We start from the raw sequence: 21,279 nt of genomic DNA, 5'->3' as shown, positions 1-21,279 counted from the left end.
CCCTGCTCCGCGCCGGGGGCCTCGACAAGGCGTACGGTCCGACCCCCGCCGCGCCCGGCACCCGTACCGGAAGGGTCACGTCCCGACGCCCAGCACCCGCACCGGAAGGCGCCTCATCGCGCCCCGCAGCGAGCACGCCAGCTCCTCGAACTCCTCATGCCGGGCCGCCCCGGTCCGCATGGCGAGGGCGACCCGCCGCGACGGCGCCGGGTCGGTGAAGCGGCCGGTGCACAGGGCGGCGTCCCGGGCGGTCTCCACCTTCACGGCGGTGCGCGGGAGCAGGGTCACGCCGAGGCCGCCCGCGACCAGCTGGACGAGGGTGGACAGGCCCGCGGCGGTGGTGGTGACGGGAGCCCCCTCCGTGCGGCCGGCCTCCCGGCAGATGTCGAGGGCCTGGTCGCGCAGGCAGTGGCCCTCGTCGAGCAGCAGCAGGTTGAGCTCCTTCAGTGCCTCGCGCGGGATGTCGTCGCGGCCGGCCAGCGGGTGCCCCTGCGGGGTGACGAGCACGAAGTCCTCGTCGAAGAGCGGGAGCTCGGTCACCCCGGGCACCCCGAGCGGCACCGCGAGCAGCAGCAGGTCGAGGCGTCCGGCCGCGAGGCCCTCCAGGAGCGAGGAGGTCTGCTCCTCGTGGACCTGGAGGTCGAGCTCCGGATAGCGCTCGTGGACCAGACGCAGGACGGTGGGCAGCAGATACGGCGCGACGGTCGGGATGACGCCGAGCCGCAGCACCCCGGTGAACGGCGCCTGGGCCGCCTCCGCCTCCTCCATCAGCTCCGACACCGCGTCCAGGACGGCTCTGGCGCGCACCGCGAGCCGCTCCCCGGCGGGCGAGAGCAGCACCTTCCGCGTCGTACGCTCGAGGAGCTGGACACCGAGTGCCTCTTCGAGAGCCGAAACCGCGCCCGAAAGCGCGGGCTGGCTCATCCCGATCGCCGCCGCCGCGTCACGGAAGTGCAGATGCTCGGCGACCGCCGAGAACGCCCTGAGCTGGGAGAGGCTGGGCTGCTTGCCTCGGTACGGGTTGTACGGGAACCCCACTGATAACCACCTTCAATCAACACGCCGCAGTCTAGCTATTTCACTGATCAATGCACTGCGTGCCATGCTGTGACTCGTCCAACCCCCACGGAAGGCCCCAAAAGGGACTTCCACCCCCTCTACGAGGAGAGCGCGTGCTCACTGTCGGTGACCAGTTCCCCACCTACGACCTGACCGCCTGCGTGTCGCTGGAGAGCGGCAAGGAGTTCGCTCAGATCGACCACAAGACCTACGAGGGCAAGTGGCGTGTGGTGTTCTTCTGGCCGAAGGACTTCACCTTCGTCTGCCCCACCGAGATCGCCGCGTTCGGCAAGCTGAACGAGGAGTTCGCCGACCGCGACGCGCAGATCCTCGGCGTCTCCGGCGACTCCGAGTTCGTGCACCACGCCTGGCGCAAGGACCACGACGACCTGCGTGACCTGCCCTTCCCGATGCTCGCCGACTCCAAGCACGAGCTGATGCGCGACTGCGGCGTCGAGGGCGAGGACGGCTTCGCCCAGCGCGCCGTCTTCATCGTGGACCAGAACAACGAGATCCAGTTCACGATGGTGACCGCCGGCTCCGTCGGCCGTAACCCCAAGGAGGTCCTGCGGGTCCTCGACGCCCTGCAGACCGACGAGCTGTGCCCGTGCAACTGGACCAAGGGCGAGACCACCCTGGACCCGGTCGCGCTCCTCTCCGGCGAGTAAGGACGGGTGAACTGACATGGCTCTCGACGAACTCAAGTCCGCCATACCGGACTTCGCCAAGGACCTGAAGCTGAACCTCGGTTCGGTGATCGGCAACAGCGAGCTGCCGCAGCAGCAGCTCTGGGGCACCGTCCTGGCCTGCGCGATCGCCTCGCGTTCGCCGAAGGTGCTGACCGAGCTGGAGCCGGAGGCCAAGGCCAACCTCAAGCCCGAGGCCTACCAGGCCGCCAAGTCCGCCGCCGCGATCATGGCGATGAACAACGTCTTCTACCGGACCCGGCACCTGCTGTCGGACCCCGAGTACGGGACGCTGCGCGCCGGTCTGCGGATGAACGTCATCGGCAACCCGGGCGTGGAGAAGGTCGACTTCGAGCTGTGGTCGCTGGCCGTCTCCGCGATCAACGGCTGCGGCCAGTGCCTCGACTCGCACGAGCAGGTGCTCCGCAAGGCCGGTGTCGACCGCGAGACGATCCAGGAGGCCGTCAAGATCGCCTCGGTGATCCAGGCGGTCGGCGTGACGCTGGAAGCGGAAGCGGTGCTGGCCGAGTAAGGCCGCGCGACGCGAGGAAGGGCCCGGGGTGCACACCGCACCCCGGGCCCTTCCGCCGTCGCCGCTCCTCACTCCTTCAGGGCGGCCATCAGCGCCTTCATGTCCTGCACGAGCAGGGCCTCGACGCCCGACAGGTCGGTCTTCGGTGTGCTCGGGACCGCCTCGTCCTTCTCCAGGTCCCAGGTCTGCTGCGGGCTGAGCCAGATGTTCAGCTCGGCCTGACCGTCGAGGACGGCGATCCAGGCACCCGCGAACTCCTCCGGCTGGTTCTGGACGAACGCCCGCTCCCCCAGCCCCTCCACGGCCTCGGCGTGCTTCGCGAGGTCGCCGAGGCCGGGCTCGAACTCCGGCCCCGGGTCGGTCGCCTTGTGCAGGTCGTACTGGACGTCGACGGAGTAGCCGGTGTCGGCCGAGCCCAGCATGACGGTGCACCGCGCCTTGTCGAGGGCGGGGTGACGCGCCGTAGGGGCGTTCGACGCGGGGTCCACCGACCTCTTGCCCAGCTCGGCCGAGAGCGCTTTGAGCTCGGCCTTCTCGCAGAGGTTCCCGACCGCCCGGTATCCGCCGAGGTCGGGCCCGTCCTCCTGGGACCGGTCGTACGCGTAGAGGCCGCCGGCCCACACCGCCGAGGCGAGCAGCGCACCGCCCAGCGCCCACGGCCAGCGCCGCCGGGTCCCCGGCGCGCCCGGTTCCGGCGTACGGAGCGCCGCCGCACCGCCCGCGGGGACACCGCCCACGGTGGCTCCGGCCTCGGGCGTGCGGCGCGGGGGGTCCCCGGCGGGGAAGGCCGCCCCGCCCACCAGCTCCGGTTCGGAGATCACGCTTCGTCCCGGTCGCGCGCGCCCGGCGCCGGCGTGGGCGCCACCGCGTACGCCGTCGCGCCGCGCGGTTCCGGTGTGCTGAGCAGGGCTCGTTCGGTGCTGTACGCGCGGAGGTAGCCGACCGCCGTGTTGGTGACCGCCACCAGCGGCACCGCCACGACGGCGCCGCCGATGCCCGCGGTCAGTCCGCCGGCCGCCACGGCGAGGACGACGCCGAGCGGATGGACGCGGACCGCACGGCCCAGGATGAAGGGCTGCAGGACGTGGCCCTCGATCTGCTGCACGGCCAGGACGACGACCAGGACCATCAGGGCGGTGAAGACCCCGTTGGTGACGAGGGCGACGACGCACGCGAGAGCTCCGGAGATGACGGCGCCGACGAGCGGGATGAAGGCGAAGAGGAAGATGAAGACGGCGAGCGGCACCGCCATCGGGACGTCGAGGAAGTACAGCCCGAGGCCGATGAAGACCGCGTCGATCAGGGCGACGATGACCGTGCCCCGGACGTAGGCGGTCAGGGTCCGCCAGGCGCGCGGCCCGGCTCCCGCGACTCCGGGGCGGGCCTGGGCGGGCAGCAGCCTCAGCGTCCAGTTCCAGACCTTCTTCCCGTCGTAGAGGAGGAAGAGGGTCGAGAACATGGCGAGCAGTATCCCGGTGATCGCCTCGACGACCACGGTCACGCCCTGGAGCCCGGCGGTGGTGATCTGCTCGGTGTTGGCGCCGATGGTGTCGCTGAGGTTCTTCGCGATCTCGTTGATCTGCTGCTCGGTCACATGGAAGGGGGAGTCGAGCAGCCAGCGCTTGAGCTCCTCGATGCCGTCCCTGACCCGGTCGGACAGGTTGTCGATGTTGTCCATGACCTGCCAGACCACGAACCAGCCGACCAGCCCCATGACCACGAATCCGGAGACGGCGGTGACGGCGGTGGCCACTCCGCGCGGCAGGCCCGCCTTGCGCAGCCGGGCCACGGTGGGCTGGAGCAGGGCGGTGATGAGGAGCGCGGCGACGAAGGCGAGGACGACCAGCCGGACGGAGCTGATCACCTTCATCAGCACCCACAGCGTGCCGGCGAGCACCAGCAGCCGCCAGCCGGCCTCGGCAGCGACCCGCATGCCCCACGGGATGGCGTCGGCGGGCTCGGGCCGCGCGGCGACGGCCGGCGCGTAGGCAGGCGGTGCGGGGACGGCGGGCGGGGCGGGCGCGCGCCGGCCCGGCCACCGGCCGGAGTCGGCGCCGTCGGCGGCCCGCGGTCCGGCCGCGTCGTCGTCGCCCGGCGGAGGCGGCGCCTCGGGACCGGCGTCCCCGCCGTCGCCCGCACCGGGGCCGTAGGGGCGCTCGGGGTCGCGGTCGCGGTCGCCCAGGTCGTCGTCGTCCGCCTCGGCCCGCGCCCGGCGTTCGTCAAGGCGTTCGCCCATGCGGCTCAGGCTCTCGCCCAGCCGGCCCAGCCATCCTGGCAGTCTCGACATGACCTTCCCTCTTCCCCCCGCTCACTCCCCCACTCACCCCCGGCGAGCCCGACGAACCCCGAACCTACACGCCCGCACGCACGGAGCCCCTCACCGTAGGACGGTGAGGGGCTCCACGAGGTTGCGACGCCGGTTCTAGTACCAGCGGTTGGCCTGCCAGAACGACCACGCGCCGCAGGGGCTGTCGTAGCGCTCGTTCATGTAGTTCAGGCCCCACTTGATCTGGGTGGCCGGGTTGGTCTGCCAGTCGGCGCCGGCCGACGACATCTTCGAACCGGGGAGGGCCTGGACGAGGCCGTAGGCGCCGGAGGAGGGGTTGGTCGCGCGGTAGTTCCAGCCGGACTCGTGGTCCACGATGTTGCTGAAGCACTGGAACTGGTCGCCCGGGATCATCTGGCGGGCCATCGCCTTGACGTCGGAGATGGAGTACGAACCCTGGGCGGCGAAGCTCGTCGCGTCGCGCAGCGAGGAACGGTTGGCGCGCTCCTCGGCCTCCTTGCGCTCCTCCTCCGCCTTGTCGGCGGCCTTCTTCTTCGCCTCGGCGTCCTTGGCGGCCTGGAGACGGGCCGCTTCCTCCGCGGACTTCTTCGCGACCGAGTCGGCGGCGGCGGCCTGGGCGTCGGCCTGCTCCGAGAGCGAGGAGACCTGTACCTGGGCCTGCTCGCCCGCGGGAATGTCCGCGAGCAGCGTGGTGTCGGCGGCGGTGGCCTCGAAGTTGTCGTCCGCGGGCTGGGTGCTGCCCGACGCAACGCCGACGACGGCGCCGACGGTGGTGACCGCAGTGGCCGAAGCCACCGCGAATCCCCGGACCGAGATCCGGCTCACACGGTTTCCTTCCAGCATCGCCCACACAGGTGACCACGTGGGCGAAATCGTGCCCCTGGCGCTGGTCTTCGAACTGCTGGGTCACTGAAGACACGGGCCCGTGGTGCTGTGGGCGGCATACGGCGGACGGTTGTTGAGTTGTGTGGTGCCACACCCCTGAGGGTGCACGTGTGCCGTATGCGGGGCCTGACGGAAGCAAGACTCTGCCGGACGGCGACGCCGCAAGGCAATTCCGAGTTGCGTGTGAAAGCTCACACCTCTTCCGCCCCAGGGGTTTTGGCCGATACGGGGGACAGCGCGGCGCCGCCCGGCTAAGCTCCTCAGCTTTGCCGGGCGGCGCCAACTGCCGTACCCCCACGAGGGGGTACGAAAGGGTCAGATCTGTCCGTCCTCCAGCATTTCGGTCACGAGCGCGGCGATCTGGGAGCGCTCGGAGCGGGTGAGCGTGACATGGGCGAAGAGCGGATGGCCCTTCAGCTTCTCGACCACGGCGACGACTCCGTCGTACCGGCCGACCCGGAGGTTGTCGCGCTGGGCGACGTCATGGGTCAGGACGACCCGCGAATTCGACCCGATCCGGGACAGAACGGTCAGAAGGACGTTCCGCTCCAGGGACTGGGCCTCGTCGACGATCACGAAGGCGTCATGCAGGGAACGGCCCCGGATGTGGGTGAGCGGCAGGACCTCCAGCATGCCGCGACCGAGCACCTCCTCGATGACGTCCCGGCTCGCCACCGCCGAGAGGGTGTCGAAGACCGCCTGCGCCCACGGGCTCATCTTCTCGGCCTCGCTGCCGGGCAGATAGCCGAGCTCCTGGCCGCCGACCGCGTACAGCGGACGGAAGACCATCACCTTCTGGTGCTGACGGCGCTCCAGGACCGCCTCCAGGCCCGCGCAGAGCGCCAGCGCCGACTTGCCGGTGCCGGCCCGGCCGCCCATGGAGATGATGCCGACGTCCGGGTCGAGGAGCAGGTCGAGGGCGATCCGCTGCTCTGCGCTGCGGCCCCTGATCCCGAAGACCTCCCGCTCGCCGCGGACCAGGCGGACGTTCCCGTCCGGCGTGACCCGGCCGAGCGCCTTCCCTCGCTCGGACTGCAGCACCAGGCCCGTGTGCACCGGAAGCTCGGCGGCCTCCGGGACGTACAGGGTCTCCTGGTCGAAGAGGATGTCCACCTGGTCGGCCCCGAGGGCCAGCTCGGACATTCCGGTCCACCCGGAGTCCGTGACGGCGAGTTCGGCGCGGTACTCCTCCGCGAGGAGGCCGACCGAGGACGCCTTGATACGCAGCGGCAGGTCCTTGGAGACGACCGTGACGTCGTACCCCTCCGCCTGGAGATTGCGCGCGACCGCGAGGATCCGGGTGTCGTTGTCCCCCAGCCGGTAGCCGGCCGGAAGCACGCCGGGGTCGGAATGGTTGAGTTCGACACGCAGCGTGCCGCCCAGGTCCCCGATGGGGAGCGGGGCGTCCAGGCGTCCGTACCGGACCCGGAAGTCGTCCAGGAGGCGCAGGGCCGCCCGGGCGAAGTAGCCGAGCTCGGGGTGGTGCCGTTTGGCCTCCAACTCCGTGACCACGACGATCGGGAGCACGACCTCGTGCTCGTCGAAGCGGGACACGGCGTTGGGGTCGGCCAGCAGGACGCTGGTGTCGAGAACATAGGTGCGCCTGTCGGACAAGCGGCGCTTAGTGCTGGTCACCACGGAAGGACAGACCCCCTTTGAAGACCCCTATGAGGTCGGGGCGCGACGGAACCTGTGTCGCTGCGGGATGGGACCGGGCTCTGGCCACGAGACGCGGGCCGAGCGCCGGCCCTCCGCCTCGTCCGTACGTGTCGTGCACGGTCGTCCTGGTGCAACGGGCCTCCCGGGTGGCGGTCTCCGTGCCGCTCACTCTGCAAGGGATATGCCCTCGAACGGCCGCCGCCATGCCATGGCATATGACGACGCGTTCATGAACGCGAGATGACCTCTTCGGCCGGGCCCGCGGGGTTCCGTGAGGGGGTGGCGTCAGGTTCCGTAACGCCGGTGGCGGGCGGCGTAGTCGCGCAGCGCCCGCAGGAAGTCGACCTTGCGGAACGCGGGCCAGTGGACCTCGCAGAAGTAGTACTCCGAGTGGGCGCTCTGCCACAGCATGAAACCGGACAGGCGCTGCTCACCGCTGGTACGGATCACCAGGTCGGGGTCGGGCTGGCCGCGGGTGTACAGGTGCTCGGAGATGTGTTCGACGTCGACGATCTCGGCGAGCTCCTCGAAGCTCGTCCCCTTCTCCGCGTGTTCGAGGAGCAGGGAGCGGACCGCGTCCGCGATCTCCTGGCGGCCGCCGTAGCCCACGGCCACGTTCACGAGTATCCCCGTGTTGTCGTGGGTGGACTGCTCCGCTTCCTTCAGTACGGACTGGGTGCGGGCGGGCAGCAGATCCAGGGTGCCGACGTGGTGGACCCGCCAGCGGCCGTCGGCGGCGAGGGAGCGCACCGCGTTCTCGATGATGCCGAGCAGCGGTACGAGCTGCTCCTCGGGCCGGTTCAGGTTGTCGGTGGAGAGCATCCAGAGCGTGACGACCTCGACGTCGGTCTCGGCGCACCAGCCGAGCAGCTCCTGGATCTTGTCCGCGCCGGCCTTGTGCCCCTGCTCGGGAGTCCCGCCGGACGCCTTGGCCCAGCGACGGTTGCCGTCGAGGATGACGCCGATGTGCTTGGGCACCTGGGCGTGGTCGAGGCGGCCTTCCACCCGGCGTGCGTAGAGCCCGTACACCAGGTCGCGCAGGTTCACTGTTCTTAACCCCTCCATGCCGCGTCGGCCCCCGAAGCCGCCACATTACTGCGCACGGGTCAATGGCACCCAGCCCGGGACTGTCACAAGTCCGTGATAAGCAGAGATACGTGACTGACTCCCCCTTGTACCGCGCCTCGGCCGACCGCTACGACCACATGGAATACCGCCGCACGGGTCGCAGCGGGCTCAGGCTTCCGGCCGTCTCGCTGGGCCTGTGGCACAACTTCGGCGACGACCGCACGCTCGACTCGCAGCGGGCGATCCTGCGCCGCGCCTTCGACCTCGGCGTCACCCATTTCGACCTGGCGAACAACTACGGCCCGCCGCCCGGCTCGGCCGAGCTGAACTTCGGGAAGATCTTCGCCCAGGACTTCGCGGCCTACCGGGACGAGCTGATCGTCTCGACGAAGGCCGGATATCTGATGCACCCCGGCCCGTACGGCGAGTGGGGCTCCCGCAAGTACCTGATGTCGTCGCTCGACGCCTCCCTGAAGCGCATGGGTCTCGACTACGTCGACATCTTCTACTCCCACCGCTTCGACCCGCACACCCCGCTGGAGGAGACGATGGGGGCGCTGGCCTCCGCCGTCCACCAGGGCAAGGCGCTGTACGTCGGCGTCTCCTCGTACACCAGCGAGCAGACCGCCGAGGCCGCCGGGATCCTGAAGGAGATGGGCGTCCCCGCCCTCATCCACCAGCCGTCGTACTCGATGATCAACCGCTGGACCGAGGCGGACGGCCTCCTCGACACGCTGGAGGCGGCCGGCATGGGCTGCATCTCCTTCGTGCCGCTGGCCCAGGGGCTGCTCACGAACAAGTACCTGCGGGGCGTGCCGGAGGGGTCGCGGGCCACGCAGGGCAAGTCCCTCGACCCGAACCTGCTCTCCGACGACGTGCTGCGGCGGCTGCGCGGTCTCGCGGACATCGCCGAGCGCCGGGGCCAGACCCTCGCGCAGCTGGCGCTGTCGTGGGTGCTGCGCGACGAGCGGATGACCTCCGCGCTGATCGGCGCGTCCAGCGTCGGGCAGCTGGAGGAGAACGTGGCCGCGCTGTCCGGTCCGCCGCTGACGGCCAAGGAGCTCGAGGAGATCGACTCGTTCGCGGTGGACACCGCCGGCACGAACATCTGGGCCGGGCGGGGCTGAGTCCCGCGGCCGGCGCGGGGCCGGGGCGCCCCGTCGGGCGGGCCGGAGCCGGAGACAGAAAACGGGCCGGTCCGTGGGGGGGGGTTACGGACCGGCCCGAGGGGGGGTTTCCACCATAACCCTTCGTAAGTCGTGGTGGGTGCCACCCGGAGCCGACGGATCGGCCGGGAGCGGACACAACCCAGGCGCGGCACGGGTCGTGCGGCGCGTTGGCGGGTTTACGCCCCGGCGTGGCGGCGGTTTCCGTACCTCCCAAGAGGGACCCCTGGGGCCGGGCGCGGGGTTGACGTCCGGGAGGGGCGGGGGCGGGCTCGGGCGGGGTAGGGGCCAGGCCGGGGCGGCGACCAGGGGGGTGGAGTGCGCCGGTCAGGCGGCCTGCTCGGCCTTGCGGGCGAGGATCTCGGCCATGAAGCGGTCGCCCCACTCGCCCAGCGGCAGCAGCGCCGTGTTGAGCGCCTCGCCCAGCTCCGTCAGCGAGTACTCCACCCGGGGCGGAACCTCCCGGTGGACCTCGCGGTGGACGATGCCGTCCGCCTCCAGTTCCCGCAGCTGCTGGATCAGCACCTTCTCGCTGACGCCGGAGACCTGCCGCCGCAGCTCCCCGAAGCGGGTCGTGCCGTGGGCGTGCAGCGCCCACAGGATCAGCGGCTTCCATTTCCCGCCGACGACGTCCACGGCCGCGTCGAGCCCGCAGTCGTACTCCGTCTTGCCCTTGGCCATCGCCAACTCCTCTTTTCCTCACGACTGTTCGGGTCAAGGCGGACAGCCCGTGACCTATTCCGCCCCTACCGTCGGTCCATGACCGCGACCTCCTCCCCCGTCACGTGGGCCCGGGCCGACGCCCGCAGGATCCGCCGCCAGTTCCTCGACGTGCGCACGGACGCCCCGCCGGCGGCCGTCGCGTCCGCGATGCTCGGGGCGCACGCCCAGGTCCTGTCGGCCGCCGAGCTGTCCCTGGCACTGCGCACGGCGGACGCCACCCGTGCGGACGTGCGTGCCGCGCTGTGGGAGGACCGGTCGCTGGTCAAGACGTACGGCCCGCGCGGCACGGTGCACCTGCTGCCCGCCGCCGACCTCCCGGTGTGGACGGGTGCGCTCTCCGCGATCCCGGCCGGGCCCCAGCAGCAGCCCCCGGCCGTACGGATGACGGCGGAGCAGACGGACCGGGTCGTGGCGGCGATCGGGGACGCGCTCGCGGGGGCGGAGCTGACCGTGGACGAGCTGACGGACGCGATCGTGGCGCGTGTCGGGCCCTGGGCGGGTGAACGGGTGATGGAGGCCTTCCAGGACAAGTGGCCGCGCTGGCGCCAGACGACCCACACGGCCGCCCACCGCGGAGTCCTCTGCTTCGGGCCGAACCGGGGGCGCAACGTCACGTACACCAGTCCGGAGGTACGGCCCGCCGAGGGGACGCGGGCGCTCGGCACGCTGGTGGAGCGGTACCTGTACGCGTACGGACCGGCGACCCCGCAGCACTTCGCGAAGTGGCTGGCGGCTCCGTCCGGGTGGGCCTCCTCGCTCTTCACCGCGCTGGCCGGCCAGGGCCGGATCGAGGAGGTCGTCTTCGAGTCGGCGGCGGCCTGGGTCGTCGCCGGGGACACCGATTTCCCCGCCGAACCGGCGCGGGGCGTGCGGTTGCTGCCCTACTTCGACGCCTTCGCCATCGCCTCGCAGCCGCGCGAACGGCTCTTCCCCGGCGCCGCCCGGGAACGGGCGCTCGCGCGAGGTCAGGCCGGGAACTTCCCGGTGCTGCTCGTCGACGGCACGGTCGCGGGCGTGTGGCACCAGCGGCGGTCGGGGCGGCGGATCGCGATCACGGTCGAGCCCTTGGCTCCCCTGGGCGCGGCACGGACGCGGGAGCTGGAGGCAGAGGCGGAGCGGGTGGCCGTGATCCTGGAGGCGACGGCGGAGCTGACCGTGGGGGCGGTGGCGGTGGGCCCGCACGCGTGAGGCGTCCGGGCGCGCCACGGCGGGCGGGGCGTGCGCGGGGCGGAAGGACGGGGCCCCGCACGGTCAGCGGGGGGTGGTGGTGCGGCGCAGGAGGGTGAGGCCGTCCCGCGCGGCCACGAGCCGGTAGCCGTACTTCTCCCGCGCGGCCGCCAGCTCCGCCTCCTGCTGTTCGAGCGGATAGGGCCAGTGCCCCACCTTGTAGGGCCACGCCTCCGGCGCCTGGGCGTCGTGGAGGATCCATTCGGTGGTGGGGGCGGGGAAGTCCTTCCGGTCGTACGCGTACAGCTTGCTGTCCACCGGGAAGGTCGGGAAGACGACGACCGTGCAGCGCGCGGTGAGCTGCGGGACCAGCCTGTTGGAGGCGGCGACGGTCGCGCCGTCCGGGATCCTCGCGAGGAGTTCGCGGGCGGCCTCGATGTGCGGGGTGGTGCGCCAGGTGGCCCGCTGGGCGAGCTGGGCCAGAGGGAAGGACGGGATCATCACCACCGTCACGGCGAGCACGGTGGCGAGCGAGGCGCGGACGTGACGGGCGGCGACCGGATGGCCGTCGCGGCGCCACGCGGCGAGGGCGTCGATCAGGCCGGCGAGCACGACCGGCATGAGGATCGCGCTGTAGTGGAAGGCGGTGCCCCAGTGGAAGCCGTTGTCGGAGACCATCCGCCAGCCGAGGGTCGGTACGGCGATCAGCGAGAGCGGCGAGCGCAGGGCGAGCAGCGCGGACGGGGCGAAGACCAGGATCAGGGTCATCGCCTTGATGTCGGGGCGCAGGGCGTCGAGCGGGGCGTGGGCGAGCGTGGAGAGCAGCGAGCCGTAGCCGTCGGAGAGGTTGTCGCCGTGGGCGTAGCCGCCGCCGGGGTTGAACGCGGGCAGCAGGAGCTTGATCTCGATCAGGGAGCCGAGCAGGCCTCCCGCGGCGGTGAGGCAGCCGAGCCGCCGGGGCCCTTTGAGCGCGATGTACACGCCGACGGCGGCGAGGGTGAGGCCCAGGTCCTCCTTGATGAGCAGCAGCGGCGCGGCCCAGGCGACCGCGGCGCCCCACCGCCGCCGGCCGAGCGCCTCCAGGCTGAAGGCGAGCAGGGGCACGGCGAGGGCCACCTCGTGGAAGTCGAAGGCGGCGGCCGAGGCGATGCCCCAGCTCAGGCCGTAGCCGGCGGCGACGACGTGGGCGGCCCGGCGGCCGAGGGCGCGGACGGCCCAGCGGGCGAGGGGGACGACGGCGAGGGCGAGCAGGGCGGACTGGGCGAGCAGCAGACAGACGGGGGAGGGCCAGAGGCGGTAGAGGGGGGCGAGGACGGCGAGCAGGGGGTGGAAGTGGTCGCCGAGGATGTTGAAGTCCTCGCCGCGCAGGGGGACGACGGGCGCGCGCAGTTCGGCGTAGGCGCGGACGGCCTGCTCGAAGATGCCGAGGTCGTAGCCGGTCGTCCGCAGGAGGGCGTGCCGGCGCACGGCGACGGTCGCGTAGAGGAAGCAGAGGCCCGCGGCCCACGCCCAGGGGAGGAGGGCGGACGCTCCCGCGGGGAGGAGGGCGGACGCCCTCCGGGGCAGCCGGAGGACCGCCGGGACCACCTGAATGTTTTTGTCGGTATATGCCCGCATATGACGGGATGCTAGGGCGCGATCGTCAGGGGGTGGCGGAGAGCGCGCCGAGGAGCAGTCCGAGCAGCGCGCCGCCGAGCATGAAGGGGCCGAACGGGATGGCGGTCCCGCGGCCGCCGCGCCGGCGGAGTATCAGGCCGAACCCGTACAGCGCCCCGAGGAGGAAACCCGCGAAGGCGCCGGCGAAGAGGACGCCCCAGCCGTACCAGCCGAGGACGGCGCCGAGGGAGAGCGCGAGCTTGACGTCGCCGAAGCCCATGCCTTTGGGGTTGATCAGGAACAGCACCAGATAGCCGCCGCCCAGGGCGAGCGAGCCGAGAAGGGCGTGCGGCCAGGAGCCGGCGTCGTACGGGAGGAGGGCGGCGCCGCCCAGGAGCAGCGGCGTGCCGACGGCGAGGGGAAGCGTGAGGCTGTCGGGCAGCCGGTGCACGCGCACGTCGACGCCGGCCAGGAGCACGCCGAGCGGTGCGTACAGCAGCCAGACGCCCAGCTCGGGCCGGGGCCCGGTGGCGGTGGCGAGGCCGGCGCAGACGAGGGCGGTGAGGAGGGCGGGCGCGGCTCCGGCCGGGACGCGCGGCGCTGCCGGGTGCCCTTCGGTCGCGCACGTACGGCAGCCGGGGGCGCCGAGCCGGCCGCCGGCGGGGCCGGCGACGGTGTGCCCGGCCGGGCATCCGTCACGCCGGCTCTCCCCCGGCGTGACCGACAGGCGGTACGCGGCGCGGGGCACGAGCGACCCGGTGGCGGCGCCCCACAGGGCGGCGACGACGATCAGGGTGGCGAACACGGTCCCGACCCTAGGGTGGGGGTGTCGCTACCGTCTTCCCCCATGGGGAAATGGCGTGACGGCACGGGGACGTTGAGGGTCTTGGGCGGGGGGCCGGGCGGTGACTCGGCCAAGGACCCGGACGGTGACTTCGGCGGCGGTCCGGGCGCGGGTCTTGAAAGCGGTCCGCGAGGCGGGCCGGGCGAGGAGCCGACGGGCTCGGACCGGGGTCCGGGCGGGGGGCCGGGCGGGGCGATACCGCTGGAGATCGCGGCCTCCTACCGGGCGCGGCGGCGCGGCCTGCTCGGGCGGGACGGGATCGCGGGGGCGCTCCTCATCACCCCGACCAACAGCGTGCACACCTTCGGCATGCGCTTCCCCATCGACGTGGCCTACCTGGACCGCGCCCTGCGCGTCATCGACGTCGTGACGATGAGGCCCGGGCGGCTCGGCATGGTCCGGCCGCGCGGCCGGCACGTCCTGGAGGCGGAGGCCGGCGCGATGGCGGCCTGGGGAGTGCGCCGGGGCGTGCGGGTCACGGCGGTCCCGAACCCAGAAGCGTGAAGGCGCCGTAGCCGGCCGAGGCGAGCGCGAGGCCGGCCAGGACGAGGATCCGGTGGCGCACCCGGAGCCGTACCAGCGCCACCGCCGCCGGGAGCAGCAGGCCGAACGCCGGCATCATCAGGCGCGGCCGGGAACCGAAGTACGCCGCTCCGACGAGGGAGACGACGACGACGGCGATCGTGTACACGAGCAGGGGCAGCGGCTGCCTCTGCCGTACGCACAGGGCCACCAGCCAGGCGAGCAGGCCGAGGGCCGCGGACAGGCCGAGGGCGGCCAGGGGCGGCAGACCCCAGATGAAGCGGGCGAGGGCGACCCCGCCGTCGATGGAGTTGCCCCAGGCCGCCTGGACGTCGAAGTAGGCGGTGGCGCTGCCCTCCCGTACGCCGACGTAGACGACGTACGCGAGCCAGCCCAGGGGCGCGAGCAGCGCGCCGGCCGCCACGCGCGCGTGCAGGCGGCGGTCGCGTACGACGGTGACGAGGGCCGTGATCCCGATGGCGGCGACGAGCGCGGCGGCCGTCGGGCGGGTGAGGCCGGCGAGCGCGCACAGGGCGCCGGCCAGGATCCAGCGCTCGCGCAGGACGGCGTGGAGCGACCAGGCGGCGAGCGCGGTGAAGAGGGTCTCCGTGTACGCCATCGACTGGACGAAGGCGGTCGGGTAGACGCCCCACAGCACGGCGAGGACGGTCCCGGCGGGCCGGCCGGCGACGTGCGTGCCGACGGCGTAGATGCCCCAGGCGGCGGCGAGGGAGGCCGTCCAGGAGACGAGGAGTCCCGCGGTGGCGGCGTCGACGGGCAGGACCGCGGACAGGAACCGTTCGAGCAGGGGGAGGAGCGGGAAGAAGGCCAGGTCGGAATGGACGCTGCCGTTCGGGAGCGTCACCTGGTGGCCGTACCCCTGCTCGGCGATCCGGACGTACCAGACGGAGTCCCAGCGTCCGCTCAACCGGTGCAGCCCGTCCTTGCCGGTCACGGCGGCGGCCAGCGCGAGGACCGCGAGGCCGACGAGACGGGTGGCGGCGTAGCCGCCGAGGGCGGGCCACGGGACGGCCGTGCGGACGGACCGCCCCGGGGCGGTGGGCTGGGCTGGGGACATGCGGTCGATTATGTCCGGGCCGCGCCCGGCCCCCGGGCGGTGGCCGCGCCTGCCCCCGGCGCCGCGTGCGTCTCAGGGGGTGCCGGGGGGCCGGAGAGTGCCGGGGGTGCCGGGGGTGCCGGGGGGTGTCAGCCGCCGGGCCGTATCCTGCGGAACCTCGCCGCCATGACGGGGCCCAGCTCCCGGACGATGGCGTGGCCCGGCTCGTGCGGGTACGGCAGGTCGTTGAGGAACGACGTGACGATGACCTCGTCGATCCCGAGGACACCGCGACAGCTCTGCTCCTCCAGGAAGTCCAGGGTGCGGCGCCAGGGGGCGGACGGGCCGGGGACGGGCGGTGTGGGGGACGGCAGCCGAGGTGACGGCGGGCCGGGGACGGGCGGTGTGGGGGACGGCAGCCGAAGGGACGGCGGGCCCGAGAGGGGCGGCGGGCCCGAGAGGGGAGGCGCGGGCGGCTCGGGGGCGGGCTGAGGTCCGATCGCGGGCGGCTCGGGCGGCTCGGGGGCGGGCTGAGGTCCGATCGAGGGCGGCTCGGGGGCCGCCGACGCATCCCCGAGGTAGGACTGGACGGTGCCCTGCACGACGTCCCAGAAGAACACGTGCGGCAGCACGACGCCCTGGCTGAAGACGTGGGACTCGAACGCGTCACGGAACTCGGGGATCCGGGCGACGAGATCACTGACCAGTTGCACGCTCGGGGTTGTCGTCGTCATCACGTACAGGATGGGGCATGTGACGGGGAGTTATCCACAGGGGGTGCGAACAATCCTCCTTCCGGGGATCGTTGGGTCGGGAAGGAGCCGGAGGGCTCCGAAGGGAAGGGGGGCGTGGGGCATGCAGGACTTGGTGCGGGCGGCCCGGGGCGGGGTGCTCCTGACCGGGTGGGCGTACGACGCGGGCTGGTCGCGGGGACGGTTGCGGGGGCGGCTGCGCGGCGAGGGATGGCAGCGGATCTGTCGGGGCGCGTGGGCCGTTCCGGGAAAGGAGGTGGACTGGAGGATCCGGGCGAGAGCGGTGCAACTGCTGCGGCCGCGGTGGGTGTGCAGTCACGCGACGGCGGCGAGGCTGCACCGCATCGAAACGCTGGTCGAGTCGGGGGCAGGCGAGGAAGACCTGCTGGACTTCACCGTGCTCCGGGGCAGCGGGTCCGGCGCCTCCCGCCGGCCCGGTCTGCGCCTGCACACCACGGCCGTGCTCACCGAACGGGACGTGTGCCTCCGGGCGGGGCTGCGGGTGACGGCCCCGGTGCGGACGGTCGGGGACCTCATGCGGCGCGGAAGCCGCGAGGAGGCCGTGGTGGCGGCGGACTCGGCGCTCTCCCGGCGGACGATCCGGGGTGTCCGCCGCGAACCGCTGGTCCGCGCCCACGAACTGGCGGCCCACTTCTCCGCCCACCCCACCGCCGGTCTCCCCGGCGCGGCCCGGGCCCGTCGTCACGTCACCCTGACCACCCCGGCCGCCGGGTCCCCCGCCGAGACGATCGCCCGCCTCCACATGCACGACGCGGACCTCCACCCGGAGCCCCAGCCCTTGCTGCACACCCCTGCGGGCCGGCCGCTGCGCCCCGACTTCCTCTTCCGCGAGGCGGGCCTGGTCGTCGAGATCGAGGGCTACGCCTTTCACGGCACCCGCCACGCCCACGCCCGCGACATCGACCGCTTCAACGCCCTGGCCGACTGCCCGGCGGTGCGGCGCATCCTGCGCTTCACCGCCCTGGACGTCTTCCACCACCCGGAACGCATGATCGCGAGAATCCGGTCGGCACTGGCGAGACGGTCGTCGGACGACGGGGTCGAGGGGTGAGCGTCAGCCTCCGGTCGTGCGGGGGAAGGAGATCTCGACGCGGCGGTTCTTGGTGCGGCCTTCCTCGGTGCTGTTGTCGGCAATGGGGTAGTCCTCGCTGTATCCGCGGATGTCGAACGTCATCCCCGGGTCCAGGCTCTTGGCCAGCTCCTGCTGCACGGCGTTCGCCCGCTCCTTGGAGAGCTTCACCCCGTGCTCGTACGTACCGAGGTTGTCGGTGAACCCGAAGACGCGGACCTTGCGGGAGTCCTGCTTGTTGATCTCGGCGGCGATGGCGGCGATCCGCGCACTGGCGGCGCTGCTGAGCTTGGCACTGTCCTTGCCGAAGAGCACCTCCGCCTGCAGCGCGAAGGTGACGTCCACATTGGTGTCCTCCCGCCGCTGCTCGCCGCCCTCCTCCTCGACGATCTGCTTGATGTCGAGCACCTTGGCGGGCGCGAGGGTGGCCCCGTCGGGAAGCATCAGCTCGGGCGAGTTCGCGTCGATCGGGGGCTGCGGGGAGGCGCTGGACGTCGAGTTCGGCGGATCGTCGGCGAGGGCGGGGGCGCCGGGGAGAAGGACCAGCAGAAGGGTGGCGGCGGCGAGGGGGGCGGCGAGGCGGCGGGGATTCGTCATGGCAGCGGCGTCCGTCAGGAGAGTTTGATGGTGCCGGGGCGGAAGGTGGGCAGTTGGAACGTCACCTCGGTGGTACTGGCGGGCGGGGCGGGAAACTGCATGAAGACCTGCGTCGAACGCCCCGGGCCGAGGTTCGAAAGCCCTGAGGTGGTCAGCGGTCGACCGTCCGTGTCACGCAAGACGTAATAGCGCTTCTTTCCCTCGGGATCCACAAGGGTCGCGCCTCCCAACGAACTGCCGTGCTTGACGATCTCCGTCTCGTTACCGGCGAGTTGGGCGGGGATGATGCGTGTCGCGTCAGATGTATTGGCCAATCTTCCACTGACGGTCAGGAAGCCGCCGCCATCCCGTTCTGCCGATTGAACGGTGAGCTCGAGCCCTTCCTGCCCTTTGAGAACAGCCAATGTGTTGCTCGGCTCCTCGGTCTGAGGTCCTTTGTTCGCACCAGTTGCATCAGGCGATGGAGTGCCGGCTGGCGGCTTCTGCTTCTGAGGCTCTTCACCGCTGCCGCAGCCGGCAGCACCGATGACCAGACCAGTCGCGATGACGACCGCGACCAGCCCTCTGCGGGCCGTCGCCGCGTACCGAACACTCATGAGACGAGATTCCTTCTTTTTGTCAGTCGGCGAGTCGAACACTGAAAAGATCGGCAACGCTCGGAAGCTTGGGGTCTTCAGGGTCGATCTCCCACGGCACTTCGTTACACGAGAGGCCCAGTATCGGCGGGTTCGGCTCGGGTTCATGTGTCGGTCCGGGAGGGGGTGGGGGCGTGGGTGTTGGTGCGGCGGTGGGTTCGGGCGCCTCGAACGTACAGAGGGGCTCGATCACGGCGGTTGCCGTAGCCGTGGCATGTTGCTCCCCGGTACCCGGAATAACCGAATCCCCGACGGTTCCGACCGTCGTGACGGTCACGCGGAACCCGTCCCGCATGCCATCGAGGCGCACACAACCCTCACCGGAGAGCCGAGCGTCATTCTTGGCCGAGAAAAGCTCGGCGCGCCGACAAGCCGCGTTCGTTCCGAAGCGCCTGCCTTCCACAAAGTCATGCCACTGATCAGGATGCAGGATCACCGCGAGCCACCCGTCCCGTAGCTGATCCCTCGCATCCTGCGCCGCGGCCAACGCCGCGGCGTCTGCTGCGGTCTGCGCTCCATTGCGCGTCGCAGCCGCCTGTCCCACCGCGAAGTACGCGAACGCAAGGAAGAGCAGGCCCGCCACCACCGTGATGTAGATGGGGAAGGCCTGCCCAGAGTCGCCTTGGTGGCGACCTGTCACTCGCCCCCGCCGCCGCCGGTCAGACTGGCGATCTTGGTGCTGATCGCATTCTTGATGGACTGGCCGATGTCCGTGCCGGTGATCGCGATCACGATCGCCACCACCACCACGATGATCCCCAGGTACTCCACCGCCGTCTGCCCCCGGTCCTTCGACGCCTCTCGCGTCCAAGTCCCCATGTGCACCTTGGCCTTCGTCACGGCCTTCAGCATGACGTCGCTCATGGTGGTCCCCTCCGGATCCGTACATCACCGCGCCGATTCCGCCCCGCTCACCGTACGCGACCGGGTCGTGACCCGCACAGGGTCCGGGGGCCCAAAGGCGGGCCCAGGTCATGAGGTGGTCCTGGTGCCGAGCCAGGCGGCTATCGCCTCGCTTCTCGTCGTGCTGCGGAGCTTGGCGAAGATGCGGTTGATGTGGTTCTTCACCGTCTTCTCGCTGATGAAGCAGGTGTCGGCGATCTGGCGGTTGTTCATGCCCGACGCGATCAAGTCCATCACCTCCCCCTCCCTCCGACTCAGTCCGAAGCATGACACATCGCGTTGCACCTGCGAAGGGAAATCGCCAAATTGTGACTGCCACGGGGTTCTTACCCGCGCCCCAGCATGTGCAGTCGCACCCGCATCCATGTCCCGCACCACCCCCAGCACCGCGTTCGCCGCCGTCGGCGTGAAGTGGGCCCGGCCGTCCTTCACGTCCCGGACCGCCGTCACCAGTTCCTCCACCGTGAACTCGCCGTGCACCAGATAGCCCCCCGCCCCCAGCCTCAGGGCCTCCCGGACCACCGCGCTCTCGCCGCTGTACGTCAGCATCAGGACGGGGGCCAGGCGCGTCAGGTAGGGCAGGGCGGCGAGACCGTCCATGCCCGGCATGCGGACGTCGAGGAGGACCACGTCCGGGCGGTGGCGTTCCGTCGCCTCCACGGCGGCGCGGCCGTCCGGGGCCTCGGCCACCACCTGGAGGCCGGGGCGGCAGGACAGCAGGGAGGTCAGTCCCGCGCGCACGACCGGGTTGTCGTCGGCCACCAGTACCGTCAGTGTCATCGCGTCGCGCCCCCGACCGGAAGACCGACCGGAAGCTCCAGGCGCACCTCCGTGCCCGTCGCCGCGCCGCCCTTGCCGATCCTGATCCGGGCGCCGACGCCGGCCGCCCGTTCGACCATCCCCACCAGGCCGAAGTGACCCGTCCGGCGCAGGTCGTCCAGGGTCGTGCCCGGCGGGAGGCCGGGGCCGTCGTCCCGCACGCTGATGCGGAGCAGGCCCGCGACGACCCCGGCCGAGACGTCCACGCGGGTCGGACGGGCGTGGCGCTCGGCGTTCTCCATCGCCTCCGACGCGATCGTGAGGAGCTGTCGGGCCACGGCGTACGGCACCGGCGGTACCGCGCCCTCACCGACGCCCCGGAAGGCCGCCTCGATGCCCGAGCGCCGGGCGAAGTCGCGCACCCGGTGGCGCAGTTCCGCCGCGACGTCCACGCCGGCTCCGCCGTTCGGCCCGCCTCCGTAGGACTGTCTGCGCAGGTCGGCCAGGAGGTCGCGTGACTCGGCGGCCGCGCGGCGCGCCGCGCGGGCGACCAGGGGGGCCTGGGACCGGACGGCCCGCGGGTCATCCGTCGCCGCCAGGCCGTCGGCCGCGAGCGCCAGGCCGTGCAGGGTCTTGGCGACGGAGTCGTGCATGTCGCGGGCGAGCCGGGCTCGTTCCTCCTCCACCGCCTGGGCGGCGGCGAGACGGGTCCGGGCCTCGGTGAGGGCCTGGGTGGCCGAGCCGAAGCGAAGCAGCAGGTTCCGGAGGGTGACGCCCCACGCGCCGGTGATGACGCAGAGCCCCGGCAGGAGCGTCGCCTCGCCGAGGGAGGTGTCCAGGTGCCGGGGGTCGGCGGCGTGGATCGCGAACAGGATCAGTGACTGGAGGCAGGCGAAGAAGGCGGCTCCGCGCCAGCCGTAGACGAGTCCGGCGAGCAGCGGGGTGCAGACGCTGACGTAGCCGAGAGTGCTCTGGGGGCCGGCCGTGACGAGGAGCAGCGCGCCGAAGAGGGTGTCCGCCGCCAGGAGGGCAGGGTGGGCGAGGAGCAGAGGGCCGAACCGCTCCCAGTCCCTGAACAGCACGTACGAGACCATGAACGTCACCAGGACGGCGGCTCCGACGAGTTTCTGGGCGAGCCCGGGAGCGGCGTTGAGGAGGGCGGCCGGGGTCGCCAGGGCGATCATCGCCAGCCGGAAGCCGAAGACCTGGCGGCAGAGGGCCTGGAGGGCGTTCGCCTGGAGGCCCGCGGCGCCGGCCGGAGCGCCTTCGGCGCCACCGGGAGACATCGCCGC

At 72.0% G+C, this 21,279-nt stretch carries 23 protein-coding genes; 6 read left to right on the top strand and 17 right to left on the bottom strand.

Annotation, left to right across the window (positions count from 1 at the left end; all coding sequences use genetic code 11):
- Positions 1 to 75: 75 nt before the first annotated feature.
- A complete protein-coding gene (locus AB0K65_RS05235) occupies positions 76 to 1,038 on the bottom strand; it encodes a LysR substrate-binding domain-containing protein (RefSeq protein WP_365714363.1) in 963 nt (320 codons plus the stop codon).
- A gap of 134 nt (positions 1,039 to 1,172) precedes the next feature.
- Here AB0K65_RS05235 and AB0K65_RS05230 point away from each other — a divergent pair, with 134 nt between their 5' ends.
- Both AB0K65_RS05230 and AB0K65_RS05225 read left to right on the top strand, forming a co-directional pair.
- Positions 1,173 to 1,727, top strand: a complete 555-nt coding sequence (locus AB0K65_RS05230) for a peroxiredoxin (protein WP_365714362.1) — start codon at positions 1,173 to 1,175, stop codon at positions 1,725 to 1,727.
- Between the two features lie 16 nt (positions 1,728 to 1,743).
- The gene (locus AB0K65_RS05225; RefSeq protein WP_365714361.1) at positions 1,744 to 2,277 is read left to right on the top strand and encodes an alkyl hydroperoxide reductase; all 534 of its coding nucleotides are present in this window, start codon (positions 1,744 to 1,746) and stop codon (positions 2,275 to 2,277) included.
- A 68-nt stretch (positions 2,278 to 2,345) separates the two neighbouring features.
- Here AB0K65_RS05225 and AB0K65_RS05220 read toward each other — a convergent pair whose 3' ends face one another.
- The 5 genes from AB0K65_RS05220 to AB0K65_RS05200 all read right to left on the bottom strand — a co-directional run bounded on the left by AB0K65_RS05220 (position 2,346) and on the right by AB0K65_RS05200 (position 8,155).
- Positions 2,346 to 3,098 carry a hypothetical protein gene (locus AB0K65_RS05220; protein ID WP_365714360.1) on the bottom strand — a complete coding sequence of 251 codons (753 nt, stop codon included), beginning with the start codon at positions 3,096 to 3,098 and terminating at the stop codon, positions 2,346 to 2,348.
- Positions 3,095 to 4,564, bottom strand: a complete 1,470-nt coding sequence (locus AB0K65_RS05215; RefSeq protein WP_365714359.1) for an AI-2E family transporter — start codon at positions 4,562 to 4,564, stop codon at positions 3,095 to 3,097. The genes AB0K65_RS05220 and AB0K65_RS05215 overlap by 4 nt, the downstream gene beginning before the upstream one ends.
- A gap of 135 nt (positions 4,565 to 4,699) precedes the next feature.
- Positions 4,700 to 5,389 carry a transglycosylase SLT domain-containing protein gene (locus AB0K65_RS05210; protein ID WP_365714358.1) on the bottom strand — a complete coding sequence of 230 codons (690 nt, stop codon included), beginning with the start codon at positions 5,387 to 5,389 and terminating at the stop codon, positions 4,700 to 4,702.
- A 375-nt stretch (positions 5,390 to 5,764) separates the two neighbouring features.
- Positions 5,765 to 7,087: a PhoH family protein gene (locus AB0K65_RS05205; RefSeq protein ID WP_365714357.1), complete on the bottom strand. Its 1,323-nt coding sequence runs from the start codon at positions 7,085 to 7,087 to the stop codon at positions 5,765 to 5,767.
- A gap of 306 nt (positions 7,088 to 7,393) precedes the next feature.
- The gene (locus AB0K65_RS05200) at positions 7,394 to 8,155 is read right to left on the bottom strand and encodes an isoprenyl transferase (protein WP_365714356.1); all 762 of its coding nucleotides are present in this window, start codon (positions 8,153 to 8,155) and stop codon (positions 7,394 to 7,396) included.
- Positions 8,156 to 8,265: 110 nt separating this feature from the next.
- Between AB0K65_RS05200 and mgrA the strand changes: the two genes are divergently transcribed.
- Entirely contained in the window at positions 8,266 to 9,303 is a 1,038-nt protein-coding gene (gene mgrA, locus AB0K65_RS05195) for an L-glyceraldehyde 3-phosphate reductase (RefSeq protein WP_365714355.1), read from the top strand.
- A gap of 366 nt (positions 9,304 to 9,669) precedes the next feature.
- Here the strand turns inward: mgrA and AB0K65_RS05190 are convergent, their stop codons facing one another.
- A complete protein-coding gene (locus tag AB0K65_RS05190) occupies positions 9,670 to 10,023 on the bottom strand; it encodes a helix-turn-helix domain-containing protein (RefSeq protein ID WP_365714354.1) in 354 nt (117 codons plus the stop codon).
- Positions 10,024 to 10,101: 78 nt separating this feature from the next.
- Between AB0K65_RS05190 and AB0K65_RS05185 the strand changes: the two genes are divergently transcribed.
- Positions 10,102 to 11,253 carry a winged helix DNA-binding domain-containing protein gene (locus AB0K65_RS05185; protein WP_365714353.1) on the top strand — a complete coding sequence of 384 codons (1,152 nt, stop codon included), beginning with the start codon at positions 10,102 to 10,104 and terminating at the stop codon, positions 11,251 to 11,253.
- A gap of 63 nt (positions 11,254 to 11,316) precedes the next feature.
- Here the strand turns inward: AB0K65_RS05185 and AB0K65_RS05180 are convergent, their stop codons facing one another.
- Positions 11,317 to 12,849, bottom strand: coding sequence for a DUF2079 domain-containing protein (locus AB0K65_RS05180; RefSeq protein ID WP_365714352.1), 1,533 nt, complete (start codon positions 12,847 to 12,849; stop codon positions 11,317 to 11,319).
- Between the two features lie 25 nt (positions 12,850 to 12,874).
- Complete coding sequence (locus AB0K65_RS05175; RefSeq protein WP_365714351.1) at positions 12,875 to 13,633, bottom strand: A24 family peptidase; 759 nt, start codon at positions 13,631 to 13,633, stop codon at positions 12,875 to 12,877.
- Between the two features lie 42 nt (positions 13,634 to 13,675).
- Between AB0K65_RS05175 and AB0K65_RS05170 the strand changes: the two genes are divergently transcribed.
- Entirely contained in the window at positions 13,676 to 14,176 is a 501-nt protein-coding gene (locus AB0K65_RS05170; RefSeq protein ID WP_365714350.1) for a DUF192 domain-containing protein, read from the top strand.
- On the opposite strand, the gene AB0K65_RS05165 is transcribed toward AB0K65_RS05170, so the two are convergent.
- A complete protein-coding gene (locus tag AB0K65_RS05165) occupies positions 14,148 to 15,272 on the bottom strand; it encodes a hypothetical protein (protein ID WP_365714349.1) in 1,125 nt (374 codons plus the stop codon). The two genes, AB0K65_RS05170 and AB0K65_RS05165, sit on opposite strands and share 29 nt — an antisense overlap.
- Positions 15,273 to 15,400: 128 nt before the next feature.
- Positions 15,401 to 15,985, bottom strand: a complete 585-nt coding sequence (locus AB0K65_RS05160) for a hypothetical protein (RefSeq protein WP_365714348.1) — start codon at positions 15,983 to 15,985, stop codon at positions 15,401 to 15,403.
- A gap of 121 nt (positions 15,986 to 16,106) precedes the next feature.
- Between AB0K65_RS05160 and AB0K65_RS05155 the strand changes: the two genes are divergently transcribed.
- The gene (locus AB0K65_RS05155) at positions 16,107 to 17,075 is read left to right on the top strand and encodes a hypothetical protein (protein ID WP_365714347.1); all 969 of its coding nucleotides are present in this window, start codon (positions 16,107 to 16,109) and stop codon (positions 17,073 to 17,075) included.
- A gap of 3 nt (positions 17,076 to 17,078) precedes the next feature.
- Here AB0K65_RS05155 and AB0K65_RS05150 read toward each other — a convergent pair whose 3' ends face one another.
- The 6 genes from AB0K65_RS05150 to AB0K65_RS05125 form a co-directional block, all read right to left on the bottom strand.
- Positions 17,079 to 17,690, bottom strand: a complete 612-nt coding sequence (locus AB0K65_RS05150; protein ID WP_365714346.1) for an OmpA family protein — start codon at positions 17,688 to 17,690, stop codon at positions 17,079 to 17,081.
- A gap of 14 nt (positions 17,691 to 17,704) precedes the next feature.
- On the bottom strand, positions 17,705 to 18,286 hold the full coding sequence (locus AB0K65_RS05145) for a hypothetical protein (RefSeq protein WP_365714345.1): 582 nt from the start codon (positions 18,284 to 18,286) through the stop codon (positions 17,705 to 17,707).
- Between the two features lie 22 nt (positions 18,287 to 18,308).
- Positions 18,309 to 18,908, bottom strand: a complete 600-nt coding sequence (locus AB0K65_RS05140) for a pilus assembly protein TadG-related protein (protein ID WP_365714344.1) — start codon at positions 18,906 to 18,908, stop codon at positions 18,309 to 18,311.
- A 53-nt stretch (positions 18,909 to 18,961) separates the two neighbouring features.
- Positions 18,962 to 19,144, bottom strand: a complete 183-nt coding sequence (locus tag AB0K65_RS05135; RefSeq protein WP_365714524.1) for a Flp family type IVb pilin — start codon at positions 19,142 to 19,144, stop codon at positions 18,962 to 18,964.
- A gap of 153 nt (positions 19,145 to 19,297) precedes the next feature.
- Positions 19,298 to 20,008 (bottom strand): response regulator transcription factor, encoded by a 711-nt coding sequence (locus AB0K65_RS05130; RefSeq protein ID WP_365714343.1) that lies wholly within the window; start codon positions 20,006 to 20,008, stop codon positions 19,298 to 19,300.
- On the bottom strand, positions 20,005 to 21,273 hold the full coding sequence (locus AB0K65_RS05125; protein ID WP_365714342.1) for a histidine kinase: 1,269 nt from the start codon (positions 21,271 to 21,273) through the stop codon (positions 20,005 to 20,007). Before AB0K65_RS05125 ends, AB0K65_RS05130 begins: the two co-directional genes overlap by 4 nt.
- Positions 21,274 to 21,279 lie beyond the last annotated feature (6 nt).

This window comes from Streptomyces sp. NPDC053755, assembly GCF_040677675.1.
Classification (GTDB): domain Bacteria; phylum Actinomycetota; class Actinomycetes; order Streptomycetales; family Streptomycetaceae; genus Streptomyces.
This window is presented reverse-complemented; position numbering and strand designations above follow the sequence as displayed.

Coding starts and splice junctions, on each gene's coding strand:
- AB0K65_RS05160 (WP_365714348.1), bottom strand. CDS start 15,985: ATGACGACGACAACCCCGAGCGTGCAACTGGTCAGTGATCTCGTCGCC.
- AB0K65_RS05130 (WP_365714343.1), bottom strand. CDS start 20,008: ATGACACTGACGGTACTGGTGGCCGACGACAACCCGGTCGTGCGCGCG.
- AB0K65_RS05225 (WP_365714361.1), top strand. CDS start 1,744: ATGGCTCTCGACGAACTCAAGTCCGCCATACCGGACTTCGCCAAGGAC.
- AB0K65_RS05185 (WP_365714353.1), top strand. CDS start 10,102: ATGACCGCGACCTCCTCCCCCGTCACGTGGGCCCGGGCCGACGCCCGC.
- AB0K65_RS05150 (WP_365714346.1), bottom strand. CDS start 17,690: ATGACGAATCCCCGCCGCCTCGCCGCCCCCCTCGCCGCCGCCACCCTT.
- AB0K65_RS05180 (WP_365714352.1), bottom strand. CDS start 12,849: ATGCGGGCATATACCGACAAAAACATTCAGGTGGTCCCGGCGGTCCTC.
- AB0K65_RS05165 (WP_365714349.1), bottom strand. CDS start 15,272: ATGTCCCCAGCCCAGCCCACCGCCCCGGGGCGGTCCGTCCGCACGGCC.
- AB0K65_RS05170 (WP_365714350.1), top strand. CDS start 13,676: ATGGGGAAATGGCGTGACGGCACGGGGACGTTGAGGGTCTTGGGCGGG.
- AB0K65_RS05215 (WP_365714359.1), bottom strand. CDS start 4,564: ATGTCGAGACTGCCAGGATGGCTGGGCCGGCTGGGCGAGAGCCTGAGC.
- AB0K65_RS05135 (WP_365714524.1), bottom strand. CDS start 19,144: ATGGGGACTTGGACGCGAGAGGCGTCGAAGGACCGGGGGCAGACGGCG.
- AB0K65_RS05190 (WP_365714354.1), bottom strand. CDS start 10,023: ATGGCCAAGGGCAAGACGGAGTACGACTGCGGGCTCGACGCGGCCGTG.
- AB0K65_RS05125 (WP_365714342.1), bottom strand. CDS start 21,273: ATGTCTCCCGGTGGCGCCGAAGGCGCTCCGGCCGGCGCCGCGGGCCTC.
- AB0K65_RS05145 (WP_365714345.1), bottom strand. CDS start 18,286: ATGAGTGTTCGGTACGCGGCGACGGCCCGCAGAGGGCTGGTCGCGGTC.
- AB0K65_RS05155 (WP_365714347.1), top strand. CDS start 16,107: ATGCAGGACTTGGTGCGGGCGGCCCGGGGCGGGGTGCTCCTGACCGGG.